The following is a 15,660-nucleotide window of genomic DNA, read 5'->3' as shown; positions in this document are numbered from 1 at the left end:
AGTTTTTAGTAATCAGTTATTAAACTGATGGAGAAATCTAAAAAAACGCATAACCCAAAACGCATAACAGAATATTCAAAACAAATGACAATCACATTTTCTATAGACCAACTTGCAAAAGTCGCTCAACAAATTTTAGACCAAAATCCAAATAAAGTAATCCTTTTTAATGGAGAAATGGGTGTAGGAAAAACTACTTTAATCAAGCAACTTTGTAAAACATTGGGTGTAAATGACGCTACGAGCAGTCCTACATTCTCATTGGTAAATGAATATCAAACCAACAACAATCTAATTGTATATCACTTTGATTTTTATAGATTAAACAAAGAAACAGAAGCATTAGATATGGGTGTCGATGATTATTTGTATTCTGGGAATTGGTGTTTTATAGAATGGTCTGAAAAAATTGAAAACCTGATTCCGGAACAACACACCATAATTACAATCGAATTACTACCAAATGGTGAGCGTTTATTGGAATTAAAGTAATAAACTAATGAACTTAGATACCAATAAAGTAGAAATCATCCCTTTTTCAATTGATTTGAAAGACCCGATCAAAACCTTAAACCTGGAATGGCTCCATAAATACTTTAAAGTGGAACCCAAAGATGAAAAAGTATTATCTAACCCTCAAGGCGAAATAATCGATAAAGGAGGATTTATTTTTTATGCTCAATACAACAATCAAATTGTGGGTACGGTTTCTTTATTAAAAATAGATGAAACCACATTTGAACTGACAAAAATGGCAGTCTCAGATGAGAATCAAGGATTAGGCATCGGTAAAAAACTGATGAAACATTGCTTGAATGAGGCAAAAGACAAAGGAATTCAAAAATTGATTCTATATTCCAATAGAAAATTACTGCCTGCGATACATCTATATGAAAGTTTTGGCTTCATCGAAATTCCTGTCGAAGAAGGCGTTTATGAAAGAGCTGACATAAAAATGGAGAAAATACTCCGCTAATTAGATTTTTTTTTATAATCCAATTAGGCCTCATTTAAATAAAAATACTTTGAATCTTTTTTGTAAATTGTACCACTAATTTCACACCATCAATGTCTATAAGTCCATTCACAAAAGAACAATTACTGCCTCAAGAAGAAAAACTAGAAATTGCTAGACAAAAAAGCCAACTTTTTATAGGAATTCCAAAAGAGACCAGTTTTCAAGAACGACGTATTTGTTTAACACCTGACGCTGTGAATTCTCTTACCTATTTAGGACACAGAGTAATGATTGAAGCTGGAGCTGGAGTGAGTTCCAGTTATAGTGATAAAGAATACAGCGAAGCGGGTGCCGAAATTACTCAAAATACCAAAAAGGTTTTTAGCTGCCCAATGCTACTAAAAGTAGAACCTCCAACTACGGCTGAAATTGAAATGATGAATCCCAAAACCATTTTATTATCAGCAATTCAATTAAAAACTAGAAAAAAATCCTATTTCGAAGCGCTATCCCGAAAAAAAATAACCGCACTCGCTTTTGAATACCTGAAAGACGAAGATGGCTCCTACCCTGCCGTAAAATCACTCAGTGAAATTGCAGGAACTGCTTCCATATTAATCGCTGCCGAATTGATGATAACCAATGAATTTGGAAAAGGACTATTATTTGGAAACATCACAGGAGTTCCTCCTACCGAAGTTGTTATTATTGGCGCAGGAGCTGCGGGGGAATTTGCTGCTAAAACAGCCATTGGACTTGGGGCAAGTGTAAAAGTTTTTGACAATTCCATTACCAAATTACGACGTTTGCAGAACAATTTAAACCAACGAATTTTCACTTCCACAATCCAACAAAAATCTTTACTAAAAGCCTTAAGACGCTGTGATGTCGCTATTGGTGCAATGCGAGGTATCGAGAGAAGCCCCGTTATTGTGACCCAAACTATGGTAGAACACATGAAAAGAGGCGCAGTAATTGTAGATATAAGTATTGATACCGGTGGATGTTTTGAAACATCTGAAGTAACAACCCATGAAAAACCCACATTCATCAAGAATAATGTTTTACACTACTGCGTACCCAATATTCCTTCAAGATATTCAAAAACTGCATCACTGTCCATTAGCAATATAATCACACCCTATTTGATTCAATTGGCCGAAGATGGCGGCATAGAAAGTGCTATCCGTTGCAATGCAGGCCTAAAAAATGGTATCTATCTCTATCACGGCATTTTAACAAACAAAGCCATAGGTGACTGGTTCGATTTACCTGATAACGACATTAATTTAATTGTTTTTTAACTAAACTTTCCCATACCTTTGCCGAAAGTTAAAATATAAAAGGAGCTTAAATTTCAATAGGTCGAAAACACCAACAGTAATTATGCGAATTACATATAAACAATAAAAAACAATAAATTAAATATGAATTTCATACAACGTTTTGCCTACTATCTAGTGGGTTTGATAATGGGTTTATTTGTCGTTGCAGCTATATTTAGCGGAAAAGACACCCGTTGTAATTACTTTCCAAACGCCAGAGTACTGAATGATTTAAGCACAAAACCATTTTATTACTCAGATAAAGCTTCCGCTATTTTATCACAAAAATGGGTTGATACCACTGATATAAAAAACACTTTGAAACTGGGTGATGTAGATTTTGACAAAAGTAACATACCTTACAAAAAAGGAAAATTATATATTATCGAGGGTAAAACTAAACAAAACCAACAAATTATAGTCAAAGTCATCAATTACTCCAACAAAGCAGTTCTTGAAGACATTACCAAAAAATAAGCCTACTAAACTCTTCCTCTCGAAGAGTTTTTTTTTTGTTAAAAAGGTACTATAAAAATAGTAAGGAGCGAAACAATAGGCTTTATCATTAAATAGGATTCCCGCTGTCCTTCCAATTCTTTTGAAGAGACGGGTTTGAAACCCGTCTCTTCAAAAGAATATTCCCTCCCATCGGGGCTAAATAGCCAAAATAGTCTGTTTTAGGAAACACTACCGATTACAACCGTTAATTCCTTAGTCCGTAAAATAATACCAAACAGGTTAAAAAAAACCTGTAAGGTATAAATCTAATCTAATTTCAAAACTCAAAAAAAAAGCCATAACTCAAATTTTGAATTATGACTTTTTAAAAAACGTATTATTTTAGGGTATTACCACTAATTGTGTAGGTTTTACAAAAATTAAAAAAGGGTGAACCACAAATTAAAGCACATTAATATTTTACTACCAACTATTCAACTGTTAGTAAATCCAAGTTAACTATTTATAATTCGTGTAATTCAAATTTTGAGTTTATAGAATTTGTGATAATTTGTGTAATTTGTGGCGAAAAACTTTTACCCACAAAGTTGAGGGTAGAACCTATTTTAGAATGAAACCTCTTTTATCTTTGCGCTAAATAAGCCAAAACGTTTTTCTCAATTCGTTCATTAATATTCGAAATATCAGCTTTTACGAACTTTTCGCCAAGAATATTTTCGTACAATTCAATGTATCTCTCAGAAACAGTTTCAATATATTCATCGGTCATATCGGGAATTTGTTGCCCTTCCAAACCTTGAAAACCATTTTGAATCAACCACCTTCTCACAAACTCCTTTGACAATTGTTTTTGTTCTTCTCCCTTGTCTTGTCTTTCTTGATACCCTTCAGAATAAAAATAACGAGAAGAATCAGGAGTGTGAATTTCGTCAATCAATACAATAACACCATCTTTAGTTTTTCCAAACTCGTATTTTGTATCCACCAAAATTAAACCACGACTGGCAGCAATTTCGGTTCCTCTTTGAAATAAAGCACGAGTATATTTTTCTAGAACTAAATAATCTTCTTCGGTTACAATTCCTTTTTCAAGAATAGCTTCTCTTGAGATATCCGCATCGTGTTCTCCATTATCCGCTTTTGTGGTTGGAGTGATTATCGGTTCTGGAAATTTATCATTTTCTTTCAAACCTTCAGCCATTGTTACTCCACAAATTTGTCTTTTGCCTAGAGCATATTCACGTGCTGCATGACCCGAAAGGTATCCACGAATTACCATTTCTACCTTAAAAGGCTCACATAAATGCCCAACAGCAACACTTGGATCTGGAGTAGCTATTAACCAGTTAGGAACAATATCTTTTGTTAATTCCATAAATTTTGTGGCAATTTGATTCAAAATTTGCCCTTTGTATGGAATCCCCTTTGGTAAAACGACATCAAATGCCGAAAGCCTATCCGTGGCAATCATCACAAGTAAATCATCGTTAATAGTATAAACTTCTCTTACTTTTCCGCGATATACCGATTTTTGATTTGGAAAATTAAAATTGGTAGTAGTTATTGTATTGCTCATTGTAGTTTGATGTGTTGTTATTTTGGCAAAAATAGGTTGTTTAAAAGAGATACACAAAAATGTTGAAGCATAATTCAACTTGAAAAAAACAATATTTTCTAGTTTTTTAGTAGCGTAGTAGTAAATAAATTCAATATTCTACTATATTCATCGACCCAAGAATAGGTTTCTTTAAAACCATGTGCTTCTATTGGATAAGAGGAGAGACTCCAATTTTTCTTTCCCAATTCAATAAATCGTTGTGAAATTCGAACAATATCCTTATACTCCACATTGTCATCAACCATTCCGTGTAGCATCAATAAATTGCCTTGTAAATTTTCTGCAAAATAGATTGGAGAACTTTTTTTATATGCTATTGGATCCGTTTCCGGAAAATTTAGAATATTAGACGTATATCCATGGTTATAATGAGCCCAATCTGTTACTGATCGTAAAGCAGCTCCTGAAGCAAATTCTTTTGGAGTGGTAAGCATTGCCATCAAAGTGATAAAACCACCATAAGAACCACCATATATCCCTACTTTACTCGGATCTATTCCTAAATTTTTAACCAAATAGTTTTTCCCGTCAATTTGATCCGTTAAATCTTTACCTCCCATAAAACGATATATCCCTGTTCTAAAATCCCTTCCGTAGCCATCACTTCCTCTATAATCGATATCCAAAACAGTGAAACCTAAATCGGTTAATAAATTATGAAACATGTATTCTCTGTGGTAATTACTCCAATAATTATGCGCATTTTGAAGATAACCAGCACCATGAACAAAAAGAATTGCCGCTTTATTGCTTTTATCTAATTGCGGTTTATACAACCTAGCATGAACAACCATTCCATCTTGAGCCTTAAATTCTATAACTTCTGGTACGCGCCAAGGATACTTATTGAATTCCTCTTTGGTCGAAAAAGTAATTTGCTGTAGTGCAGTTTTTGTTTTATTCTCCGCAATATAAAGCTCCCAAGGTTTGTTTTTAAAGGAATAACGAACCAACAAACTATTTTCGTCTGGTGACAAACTCACTTCATAAGCTCCATCATTTGTCAAAATAGGTTGCAAAACCCCATCACTGACAGACAATTTATAAAAACTCCTATTTCCAGGATGGGTTGTATTTGTGGTCAAATAAAAAGTTTTCTTATCTTTTGACAAAATTACATCTCTCACTTCCCAATTTCCTTTGGTCAATTGTGATTTCTTTTTAGTTTTGATATTATAAGTATACAAATGAGAATAACCCGTAGCTTCTGATTGAAAATAAATTGTCTCATTATCACCCAGAAAATCAAGAACACCTGAATCAAAAGGATAAGAAGGAATTCCGGGACCTCCAATCCAAGCTTCATCATGCTGATAATCTATCTCTTCAAAAGTTTTTTTATCTAAATTTAGCTTAATTAACCATCTGTCCTTATTGTCTTGACTTCTAATTTCCGTTACTGCAAAAGTTCCATCCTGATTGTAAATTGGTGTTTGAACCACAATCAACTTATCTTCTTTTTTACTGTTTTTTAAATTATCATATAAATCATAATATTTTGGCACATCTTGAATATGACTTAACGATGAAAAGTTCATATAATAAACAGAATCTTTGGCTACAGAATAGATTCCGAATTTTGAATTCACTAAATTAGTAACAGATACTTTCTCTTTAGTGTCTGGAGTTTGATTGTAACCGTCTTTGGTTATAAAGAGCTCCATTTTTTCGCTTTGAGAGGTCGTTTTATCTGTTAGTCTAAACGTTACAAAATTCCCTTTTGGATTGATGCTTAAATTATCAAAAACACCCAAACCATAGTTGTACTCTTTTGGAAAATCCGACTTATTTTCATTTGTTTTTAGAGTATTCCATTTCTTTTTTGACTCTTGGTCTCGGATGAATTGAAACAATTCCTTTTGCTGACTTTTCAAAAAAGATTCTTTTTCCAATTCTGTTTGATGTTCTTTTCCTTCCTTAAAATTGGTAAGTTGCAAAATGGTTCCTTCTTTGGTATTGTATTTTAGAATATTACCATTTTGTTCAAAAAAAAGCACACCATTCTCAAAAGCCAATTTTAGATTAGAAATAGGATTGGTTTGCTGCAAAAGTTTTTTAGCTATTTTGCTCTTTACCGAATAGGAATACAAAGCACCATTTTCAAGATAATAGCCTAAATCTAGATTGGGATTTCGTAGTATGTTTAGTTTTGAAAAAGCCGCTTCTTTTGCTGAAGCCAGTTGTGGACTCGCTATTCCTTTCTCCCAATAATAAATACTCTTATCAATTTCATTATTCGGATTCCATTCAAAATAGATTTTTTTTCCCTCAGCTGACCAATGTCCATTTGTAGGTTGTCCTCCTATATATGACTCGCCCTTCATGATTTCCTCCAATTTTAAAACCTGACTTTGACCAAAGAAACTGCAAACCAAAAAAACTAAAACCAATCCTTTTTTAAACATTTTTTATTTTTAATACTATTATTTTTTAAAACAGAACTATTCAAAAGTAATCTATTTAAAACCCAAAAGCCCTTTTCCTGAAGCATTAACAGATGCCTTCAAAGCACTTAGCGAAGTTTCTTTTAATAATTTCACTTTTTGAATTGGAACAATATAAATCTCATTACCGTTTGAATTTGGAATACTTACTACAGCATTTCCTTCATCGGTTTGTTCAATCAAAAATCCTGGTTTCCAATAGTCCCCGAATTGCAACAAAACTGGTAAATCTGTCTCTATTTTAGGCACATCGACTAATTGTTTTTTGGCCATTTCTTTATGCTTTTCATACCCAGGAATTATTTGTTTTAGTTTAGCATCAATTCCATCACTTATTTTTTTCAAAAAAGTCAATCTAACCAAATATCCACATATATAGACAAAGGTCAATAAAATTAAAGCACCAATAAAATTTGCAGTATTCGGACCTAAAATCTGATCTATTCCAATCATTTTGGCAATACCATTTCCGAATTTGGCAAAAATTCCAAATACCTTTTGTATTAAAACCAATAAAATCAAAACTGGCAATAAAAATAAAATACCAGAAATACAATTTTGCTTTACATTTTCTAAATAATGACTCATACCTTTTATTTTTTTAAATTAAACATTAAAACACGTAATAAAATTTGACAAATATTTTGCAACACCATCTTCGTTATTTGTTGAAATTACTTCTAAATGAGGTAATTTATTTTTTAGATTCTCCGGTGCATTTCCCATAATTAATCCAATTCCAGCGACTTCCAGCATTCTTTCATCATTAAAACCATCACCAAAAGAAATGACTTCTTCAAATGAAAAACCTTCTTTTCTAAGAATTTTTGCAATAGCAATACTTTTATCAACAGATTTATCCATAAACTCCAAACAAATTGGTAAACTAAACGCATGACTGAACATATCCGAATGATTTTCTAAAATTTTATCTTTTAAATCAACCAATTTTTGATGGTTCTCATGGGTAAAAAACATTTTTATGGCGCTGTAATCATCCAATGTGGAAAAATCAACTACTTCAGGAGGATAAACCAAATCTTTCTGAAATGCATTTAACTTTTTATTGATTTTAGAAGTTTGCCAAACTGATTCCTTAAACAATACCGTAGTGATTTCTGGATCTATGTCTATTGACAAAACCGATTTTACAGCATCACTTTCTATATTAAAAGAATACAAAAGCTCTTTTTGTGGTGAATGTATTCTTGCTCCATTAGAAGTCACTAAATAGACTGGAACTTCTAAACTCTCTATTATAGCCATTGCATCGATGTGATGTCTTCCTGTTGCCACAATTATCAAATAGTTTTGTTCATGAAATTCTTTAAAAACAGATTTAGTATAGTCCGAAATTGCATGATCCGAGTTTAGTAATGTACCATCTAAATCGCTGATTATTACTTTAATTTTTTGGTTTGACATTTTGCTTTTCAAATTGATTTATAACATATTCCAAATTTATTGCAATTAAAGAAGAAACCCAAAAAGTAACCCATATTAAAGATGCTTTTAACTTAATTATACCAAATATTAACTTTAATTTTCAAAATAAATACTGTTCTAATAATCTTAACTCGTTGGGTGTAATTCATGAAATTTTTATAAAACACATAGAAATATAGACTTTATTTTAAAAAAGAATATCAAAAAAAAATATATTTATTTCACATAAAGCACTATGTGTGTTTCAAATAAGTGAAACATCTCTTTTTTGAGCTTAGAAAATCTATGTATGTGTTTAAAATAATTGCACCCAACGGGCTAATCTTATTGTTTTTTAAAGCAAAAAGAAGAAACTCAAATATAGAGTTTCTCCTTTCAAAATAGTATTGAATTATTTTCATCATTTAAATTAGAATAGTACATCCGTTTTTAAATTTAATAATCATTATTCTCAATTTGTTTGTAAGCATCAATGACTTTTTTAACCAATCGATGACGTACAATATCTTTATCATCCAAATAAATAATCCCTATACCTTCAACATCTTTTAAGACTAACAATGCTTCTTTGAGTCCAGATATAGTTCTACGGGGTAAATCCACTTGACCGGGATCGCCAGTGATCATAAACTTAGCACTTTTACCCATACGTGTTAAGAACATTTTCATTTGTGAATGAGTCGTATTTTGTGCTTCGTCCAAAATTACAAAAGCATGATCTAATGTCCTACCTCGCATAAAAGCCAATGGTGCAATTTGAATAATACCTTTTAAAATATAATCTTCTAATTTTTCGTTAGGCAACATGTCTCGCAAAGCATCATACAACGGCTGCATGTATGGATCCAATTTTTCTTTCATATCTCCTGGAAGAAAGCCTAGATTTTCACCAGCTTCCACAGCAGGTCGAGTCAAAATAATTCGCTTGACTTGTTTCTCCTTTAGTGCCTTTACGGCCATGGCTACTCCGGTATAGGTTTTACCAGTTCCCGCAGGACCAACAGCAAAAACCATATCATTTTTATCCATAGTGTCTACCAATAATTGTTGATTGGGAGTCATGGGTTTTATGATTTTACCCCCTACACCATGCACTAAAATTTTGTCTTGTCCTAGAATTTTGTTTTCCTCTCTAGAATCGCTAAGAATCACTCGTTCGATTACATTATCATCAATAGTGTTATATCTGGTAAAATGCAACATCAAGCGTTGAAAACGTTTTTCAAATTCATCTAAGACATCTTTGTCTCCAAATGCTTTGAGCGTTGTCCCTCTTGCAACAATTTTTAATTTAGGAAAGTACTTTTTAATTGACTCAAGATGTGAATCCTGAGTGCCCCAAAAATCTTTTGGAGCAATGTCGACGAGCTCGATGATTCTTTCGTTCAAAATAAGAAGTTTTTAAGTTAATTAATTGAGTTTAAAATCAATTTTTAATATTTACGCTACAAATTATTATATTGCAGTTTTTAATTTCCAATTCTGTAAATAACACTAAAAAACATCTTTCTAGAATTTCGGTTATTCTAGTTCTAATTATACGTTTGCTTTTAATTTTTTTAACATAGATTCATTCAATAAATCAGAAACTTTTATAGATAAAATTTTACAAAGATTATCTTTTGCAAGTAATTCAATATCAATTTCTTTTGTAGGAATAAAAGATTGTTTAATTTTAGGATTTGAAAAAGCTTTTTGACTAAAAGATTGCATACTAAAAAAGAAAACAGATACTAAAAAAATAATCTTCAACATACATTTTGTTTTAAATCAGATAAAAAACTGTTTAAATAAAGTATAAAATACTTTAGCTTTGCAGTACTCAAATTTAATAAAAAAAAAGTTTCGGTCGCTATAAAACTCAATAGTTATAAACAATTTTATGTCAACAATAACCCTTACTACCGATTACGGATTGAAAGACCACTTTGTAGGTGCGTTGAAAGGGAAAATAGTATCAGAGTATCCAGAAGCTTCAATAATTGACATTTCACATGACATCAATCCATTCAACATTGCAGAAGCTTGTTATATTATTTCGGCATCTTACAATAGTTTTCCAAAAGGAACAGTTCATATCATTGGTGTTGATTTAGAATCGAATAAAGAAAACCAACATATTGTTATGCAATGGAATGATCATTTCTTTATTGCTGCCGATAATGGCATATTAAGTATGCTTTCGCAAAAGATACTTCCTCAAAAAATTGCTGCAATAACGATACACGACCGACTGCATAATGAAGCTTCTGATTTGGATGTTTTTGTAAAAGTAGCCTGCCATATTGCCAAAGGTGGTGTATTAAGTGTAATTGGAAAAGAAATTACAACCCTGAAACAAGTCACCGATTTACAAGTTATTTTAACCGACGAAGGAAATCAGCTAAAAGGTAACGTGATTTATATCGATCATTTTGGTAATGTGGTAATCAATATTACCAAAAAACAGTTTATAGAATGTGCAAAAGGGAGAGATTACGAAGTTGTGTACAGAAACCAAACAATTAAAACAATTTTACCTTATTATTCTGCCATTGCCAATTCAGATAAATATCCTGTAAAATACTATGAAGGCCAGAGATTGGCTATTTTCAATGAAGCTGGTTATCTGGAGATTGCACTTTTTAGGAGTAACCCATTAACAGTAGGATCTGCTAGTACGCTACTGGGACTTAATTACAGAGATGTAGTTTCGATACTATTTAAGAATTGAGATTTTCGATTGCAGAATGAAGATTGCAGATTTTGAATTGAATAATGCAGATTTAAAAAATAAGAGAGAGAGAGACAATAGAATATTGATTACCATAAAAATTAGTAGATGAAAGAAATTATAGAATTAAATTATAAAGCAAAATATACAATTCCTTGAATAAAAATCAAGTTTTAAATTAAATTCAAAAACCTAAAATCTGCACAATAAATTTAAAATTCCACCATGTTTGTACGAATTGTAAAACTGAGTTTTCACGAGAAAAACATCCCAGCTTTTCTTGAAAACTTTGAATTAATGAAAGATCAAATACGAAATGCTCCTGGTAATCGTTTTTTAGAGCTGTATCAGGACAAAGAAAATAAAAGTATTTTCTTTACCTATAGTTATTGGGAAACAGAAATGGATTTGGAAAATTATCGAAATTCAGCCCTTTTTGATACCGTTTGGACCTTTACCAAACAATTATTTAATGCAAAACCAGAAGCTTGGAGTGTTGATAAATTAGTTTCTTTGGTTTAAAGTTGTTTAATTGGAAACAAATTCAAATAAACTTTAAACATTAAACTTTTTAAACATTAAACTTTTTAAAATAAAAAATATAAAATGAAGTCAATCGTATTTCGCGAAATAAAATCCTTTTTTGGTTCACCAATCGGATATTTAGTAATTGCACTTTTCCTTATCGGAAATGGATTATTCCTTTGGGTTTTCCAAGGTGAATATAATATTTTAAATACGGGCTTTGCCGATTTAACGCCTTTTTTCACATTGGCTCCCTGGATTTTAATTTTCTTAATTCCCGCTGTAACCATGCGCAGTTTCTCAGATGAAAAAAAGCAAGGCACACTTGAGTTGTTACTCACAAAACCAATTAGTCTTTGGGAAATTGTAAACGGAAAATTCTTGGGTGCATTTCTATTAATTATAATGGCAATCATTCCAACTTTTATTTATGTAGAAGTGGTTTGGAATTTAGGCTCACCCGAAGGAAATCTAGATTTAGGAAGCACTCTAGGTTCTTATTTTGGATTATTGTTCTTGATTGCAGCTTATTCTGCTATTGGAATTTTTACTTCGTCTGTATCCGAGAATCAAATTGTTTCCTTTATCATTGCTGTTTTCCTTTGTTTCTTTTTCTATTTTGGATTTCAAGGGTTGGCCTCTGTATTACCTAGTTTTTCTAATTTCATTTCTTATTTCGGAATGCAAGATCATTACAAGAGCATGAGTCGAGGCGTTATAGACACACGAGACGTAATCTATTTTATTAGTATCGCAGTTTTGTTTCTTTCGTTCACAGTCTTTAATTTAAAATCTATTAAATCGTAATGAGAGCATTCCCTTTAAAAAACGCCAAATCATTATTGATCACTGTTGCAATTGTTTTCCTTATAAATATAATTAGCAATTTCGTTTTTCATCGTTTTGATTTAACTCAAGATCATCGCTATACTCTTTCCCCTACAACTTTAAAAATTCTTAAAGAGGTAAAGAATCCACTATCCATAAAAGTATACCTGCAAGGTGAATTACCAGCAGAATTCAAGCGATTACAAATGGAATCCAAACAACTTTTGGAAGAATTTCAAGCCTATAATTCTAATATCATTATCGAATTTGTAGATCCATTGGAGAACAAAGACGAGAGCATGGACAATATTAAAGAGTTGTATCGAAAAGGCTTAACGCCAATAAACATAACTGTTGATGATAAAGGAAAACAATCTCAATCGATGGTTTTTCCTTGGGCAATTGCTGTTTACAATAATAAAGAGGTGAATATTCCGCTGTTAAAAAACATTATGGGCGCTTCTACCACCCAAAAAGTAATTGGATCGGTTCAGCATCTTGAATATTCGATTTCGGATGGAATAAATAAAATTTCTAAAGACAAACAAAAGAAAGTTGCCATCATCAAAGGAAATGGAGAACTTCAAGAAAGACATATCGCCAAGTTTCTGATGCAAGTTCGCGAAAGTTACTTCATTGGTCCATTCACCTTGGATTCGGTTGCCAAAAACCCTGAAGGAACATTAAAATCATTACAAAATTACGATTTGGCAGTCATAGCCAAACCTACTGAAGCTTTTACCGATGAAGAAAAAATGGTTCTGGATCAGTTCATCATACACGGAGGAAAAACCCTGTGGCTAATCGATCAAGTCAATGCCGAAATGGACAGTCTTTACAACCCATCTGGAGCCACATTGGCATTTCCAAAGGATCTGAACTTAAACGATATGTTCTTCAAATACGGGGTGCGTATCAATCCAGATTTGGTCAAAGACGAACAAGGAAGTCCTATAAAACTGGCCAGTGGAGAACAAGGAAGCGGAACACAATACCAGGATTTCAACTGGAAATTTGCACCTCAAGTATATCCTATCAGTAAACATCCCATTGTAAAAAATCTAGGTGGTATCAAATTTGATTTTGCCAATGCGATGGATACCTTAAAAAATGGAATCAAGAAAACGGTATTATTACAATCATCTTCCTATTCCAAAAAAATAGGAACACCAGTAGAAATTAACCTAAATATGGTTTCGGAACAAACTGCTCCAACTGATTACCTGAATAAAGGAAACATTTCGTTAGCGGTTTTATTAGAAGGTTCTTTTCATTCGATGTTTGAGAATCGTGTACTTCCTTTTGGAGACAAATCATTTGTTACCAATGGAAAAGAAAGCAAAATGATTGTGATTGCAGACGGGGATATTATAAAAAACCAACTGGATAAAGCGGGACAGCCAATAGAATTAGGCTATGACCAACGTTCTGGGAATTTATATGACAACAAAGATTTTATGATGAATTGTGTGAATTATCTATTGGATGATACAGGACTTATTAACATTCGTAGCAAAGATCTTGACTTACCATTATTAGATAAAGAAAAAGTATATAAAAACTATACCTTTACACAGTTCCTAACTATCGGGCTTCCAATTCTAATTTTGTTACTATTTGGTTTTGGATTTACATTCCTTCGAAAAAGAAAATACAGCAAATAGATGTTAATAAAAAAGTTGGTTTTCTAGAATAGTTTACAATATATTTGTAAAGTGTATTCTAAGTTTTAATTCTGAAAAAGCACACCCTTAAAAACAAAATAATAGAGATGAAATTTATAGTATCGAGTTCGTACTTATTAAAACAATTACAAGTTTTAGGTAGCGTTATCAATAATAACAATACTTTACCAATCTTGGATAACTTCTTATTTGAATTAAATAATAACGAATTAACTGTTTCGGCATCCGATTTGGAGACTACAATGTCTGCCACATTGGCTATTGACTCAACCAGTAAAGGAAGTGTTGCAGTACCCGCAAAATTATTGTTGGAAATCCTTAAAACCTTTCCAGAACAACCCTTAACTTTTACGGTTGAAGAAAACAGCACTATAGAAATCAGTTCAAACTCTGGAAAATATGCGTTGGCGTATGCTCCAGGAGAGGAATTCCCAAAATCAGTAAACCTTGACGAACCATCGGTAACACTAGTTCCTGCAGATGTTTTGGCTACTGCTATCAGCAAAACGATTTTTGCAGCTGGAAATGACGATTTGCGTCCGGTAATGTCTGGTGTTTTCTTCCAGTTTTCTCCAGAAGGTTTGATTTTTGTGGCAACAGACGCTCACAAATTGGTAAAATATGCTCGTACTGATGTAAAAGCATCTCAAGTAGCTGAGTTCATTATGCCAAAAAAACCTTTGAACATCTTAAAAAGTATCTTAGGCACATCCGATGCTGAAGTAAAAATAGAATACAACGATTCGAACGCTACTTTCTCTTTTGACAACTACATTTTATTATGTCGTTTAATCGATGGAAAATATCCAAATTACGAAGCCGTTATTCCAAAAGAAAATCCAAACAAATTGATGATGGATCGTTCTCAATTCTTGAGCTCAGTTCGTCGTGTTGCGATTTTCTCTAACAAAACCACACACCAAATTCGTTTGAAAGTGGCTGGAGCCGAATTAAACATTTCTGCCGAAGATATTGACTACTCCAACAAGGCCGAAGAAAGATTGACTTGTGATTACCAAGGAGATGATATGCAAATCGGTTTCAACTCTCGTTTCTTAACCGAAATGTTGAATAATTTGCAATCTGATATGATAATGCTTGAAATGTCATTACCAAACAGAGCTGGTATTCTAACTCCGATAGATGGACTAGAAGATGGCGAAACCGTAACCATGCTAGTGATGCCTGTAATGCTAAACAGCTAGTTACCTCAAAATACTAAACTAACCAAAACCATTTTTTATATTTAAAAAACCGAAATTCCTAACCAGAGTTTTGGTTTTTTTTTGAACTTAACTGAACAAATAGATCGGTTTAAAATTATTTACCTCGTCAGTCCGATTAAGCTTGTGTGGGCGTAACCCCCGCTAGAAAAAAGGGCTCGTTTCTTTGTCGTCATTGCCCTTTTTCCTATCGGGGGTCGTGCTATTCGCGCTACTTCGGTAGCTAGCTTCTATCACTTACGCGTATACAAGAACTTTAAGGAAAATTATAAGATTTTGTTTTTCAAAAGAACTAAATCAATTGCTCCTAGATTACCCTGCAAGGTTTTTTTTGAACCTTGTAGGTATATTGGTCGTTTATCCTTAGGTTCAATACCTACAAGGTTAAACCCGGATTCAGCATTAGACATTATTACGCAGAGTTACACGAAGAATT

General features: G+C 32.5%; 15 protein-coding genes. 9 read left to right on the top strand and 6 right to left on the bottom strand.

Translation table 11 applies throughout. The features are described 5' to 3' along the window. Window positions 1–84: 84 nt before the first annotated feature. The 4 genes from tsaE to OYT91_RS03885 all read left to right on the top strand — a co-directional run bounded on the left by tsaE (window position 85) and on the right by OYT91_RS03885 (window position 2,760). Entirely contained in the window at window positions 85–492 is a 408-nt protein-coding gene (tsaE, locus tag OYT91_RS03900; RefSeq protein ID WP_281240362.1) for a tRNA (adenosine(37)-N6)-threonylcarbamoyltransferase complex ATPase subunit type 1 TsaE, read from the top strand. A gap of 7 nt (window positions 493–499) precedes the next feature. After that, window positions 500–976 (top strand): GNAT family N-acetyltransferase, encoded by a 477-nt coding sequence (locus tag OYT91_RS03895; RefSeq protein ID WP_281239589.1) that lies wholly within the window; start codon window positions 500–502, stop codon window positions 974–976. Between the two features lie 92 nt (window positions 977–1,068). Further along, window positions 1,069–2,262, top strand: coding sequence for an alanine dehydrogenase (locus tag OYT91_RS03890; protein ID WP_281239588.1), 1,194 nt, complete (start codon window positions 1,069–1,071; stop codon window positions 2,260–2,262). A 123-nt stretch (window positions 2,263–2,385) separates the two neighbouring features. Beyond that, window positions 2,386–2,760, top strand: coding sequence for a DUF4258 domain-containing protein (locus OYT91_RS03885; protein ID WP_269222944.1), 375 nt, complete (start codon window positions 2,386–2,388; stop codon window positions 2,758–2,760). A 604-nt stretch (window positions 2,761–3,364) separates the two neighbouring features. Here OYT91_RS03885 and OYT91_RS03880 read toward each other — a convergent pair. From OYT91_RS03880 to OYT91_RS03855, 6 genes are all read right to left on the bottom strand, one after another. Further along, a complete protein-coding gene (locus OYT91_RS03880) occupies window positions 3,365–4,318 on the bottom strand; it encodes a phosphoribosylaminoimidazolesuccinocarboxamide synthase (protein ID WP_269222945.1) in 954 nt (317 codons plus the stop codon). 98 nt (window positions 4,319–4,416) lie between these two features. Next, window positions 4,417–6,765, bottom strand: coding sequence for a S9 family peptidase (locus OYT91_RS03875; protein ID WP_281239587.1), 2,349 nt, complete (start codon window positions 6,763–6,765; stop codon window positions 4,417–4,419). 51 nt (window positions 6,766–6,816) lie between these two features. After that, window positions 6,817–7,392, bottom strand: a complete 576-nt coding sequence (locus OYT91_RS03870; RefSeq protein ID WP_269222948.1) for a hypothetical protein — start codon at window positions 7,390–7,392, stop codon at window positions 6,817–6,819. A gap of 18 nt (window positions 7,393–7,410) precedes the next feature. Beyond that, on the bottom strand, window positions 7,411–8,229 hold the full coding sequence (locus tag OYT91_RS03865; RefSeq protein WP_281239586.1) for a Cof-type HAD-IIB family hydrolase: 819 nt from the start codon (window positions 8,227–8,229) through the stop codon (window positions 7,411–7,413). A 456-nt stretch (window positions 8,230–8,685) separates the two neighbouring features. Beyond that, window positions 8,686–9,639, bottom strand: a complete 954-nt coding sequence (locus tag OYT91_RS03860; protein ID WP_281239585.1) for a PhoH family protein — start codon at window positions 9,637–9,639, stop codon at window positions 8,686–8,688. 147 nt (window positions 9,640–9,786) lie between these two features. After that, window positions 9,787–10,005: a hypothetical protein gene (locus OYT91_RS03855; RefSeq protein WP_281239584.1), complete on the bottom strand. Its 219-nt coding sequence runs from the start codon at window positions 10,003–10,005 to the stop codon at window positions 9,787–9,789. Between the two features lie 127 nt (window positions 10,006–10,132). Between OYT91_RS03855 and OYT91_RS03850 the strand changes: the two genes are divergently transcribed. From OYT91_RS03850 to dnaN, 5 genes are all read left to right on the top strand, one after another. Further along, window positions 10,133–10,963 (top strand): SAM hydrolase/SAM-dependent halogenase family protein, encoded by an 831-nt coding sequence (locus OYT91_RS03850; RefSeq protein WP_281239583.1) that lies wholly within the window; start codon window positions 10,133–10,135, stop codon window positions 10,961–10,963. Between the two features lie 225 nt (window positions 10,964–11,188). Continuing rightward, entirely contained in the window at window positions 11,189–11,485 is a 297-nt protein-coding gene (locus OYT91_RS03845) for a putative quinol monooxygenase (RefSeq protein ID WP_269222954.1), read from the top strand. A gap of 84 nt (window positions 11,486–11,569) precedes the next feature. After that, window positions 11,570–12,295 carry a gliding motility-associated ABC transporter permease subunit GldF gene (gene gldF, locus OYT91_RS03840; protein ID WP_281239582.1) on the top strand — a complete coding sequence of 242 codons (726 nt, stop codon included), beginning with the start codon at window positions 11,570–11,572 and terminating at the stop codon, window positions 12,293–12,295. Further along, on the top strand, window positions 12,295–13,980 hold the full coding sequence (gene gldG / locus OYT91_RS03835; protein WP_281239581.1) for a gliding motility-associated ABC transporter substrate-binding protein GldG: 1,686 nt from the start codon (window positions 12,295–12,297) through the stop codon (window positions 13,978–13,980). The genes gldF and gldG overlap by 1 nt, the downstream gene beginning before the upstream one ends. 107 nt (window positions 13,981–14,087) lie before the next feature. Next, complete coding sequence (gene dnaN, locus OYT91_RS03830; protein ID WP_269222956.1) at window positions 14,088–15,206, top strand: DNA polymerase III subunit beta; 1,119 nt, start codon at window positions 14,088–14,090, stop codon at window positions 15,204–15,206. Window positions 15,207–15,660: the final 454 nt, after the last annotated feature.

Origin of the sequence: Flavobacterium praedii, from assembly GCF_026810365.1 — a bacterium.
GTDB lineage: Bacteria > Bacteroidota > Bacteroidia > Flavobacteriales > Flavobacteriaceae > Flavobacterium > Flavobacterium praedii.
Note: the sequence above shows the minus strand (reverse complement) of the source record. Positions and strands in the feature narration are given on the sequence as shown.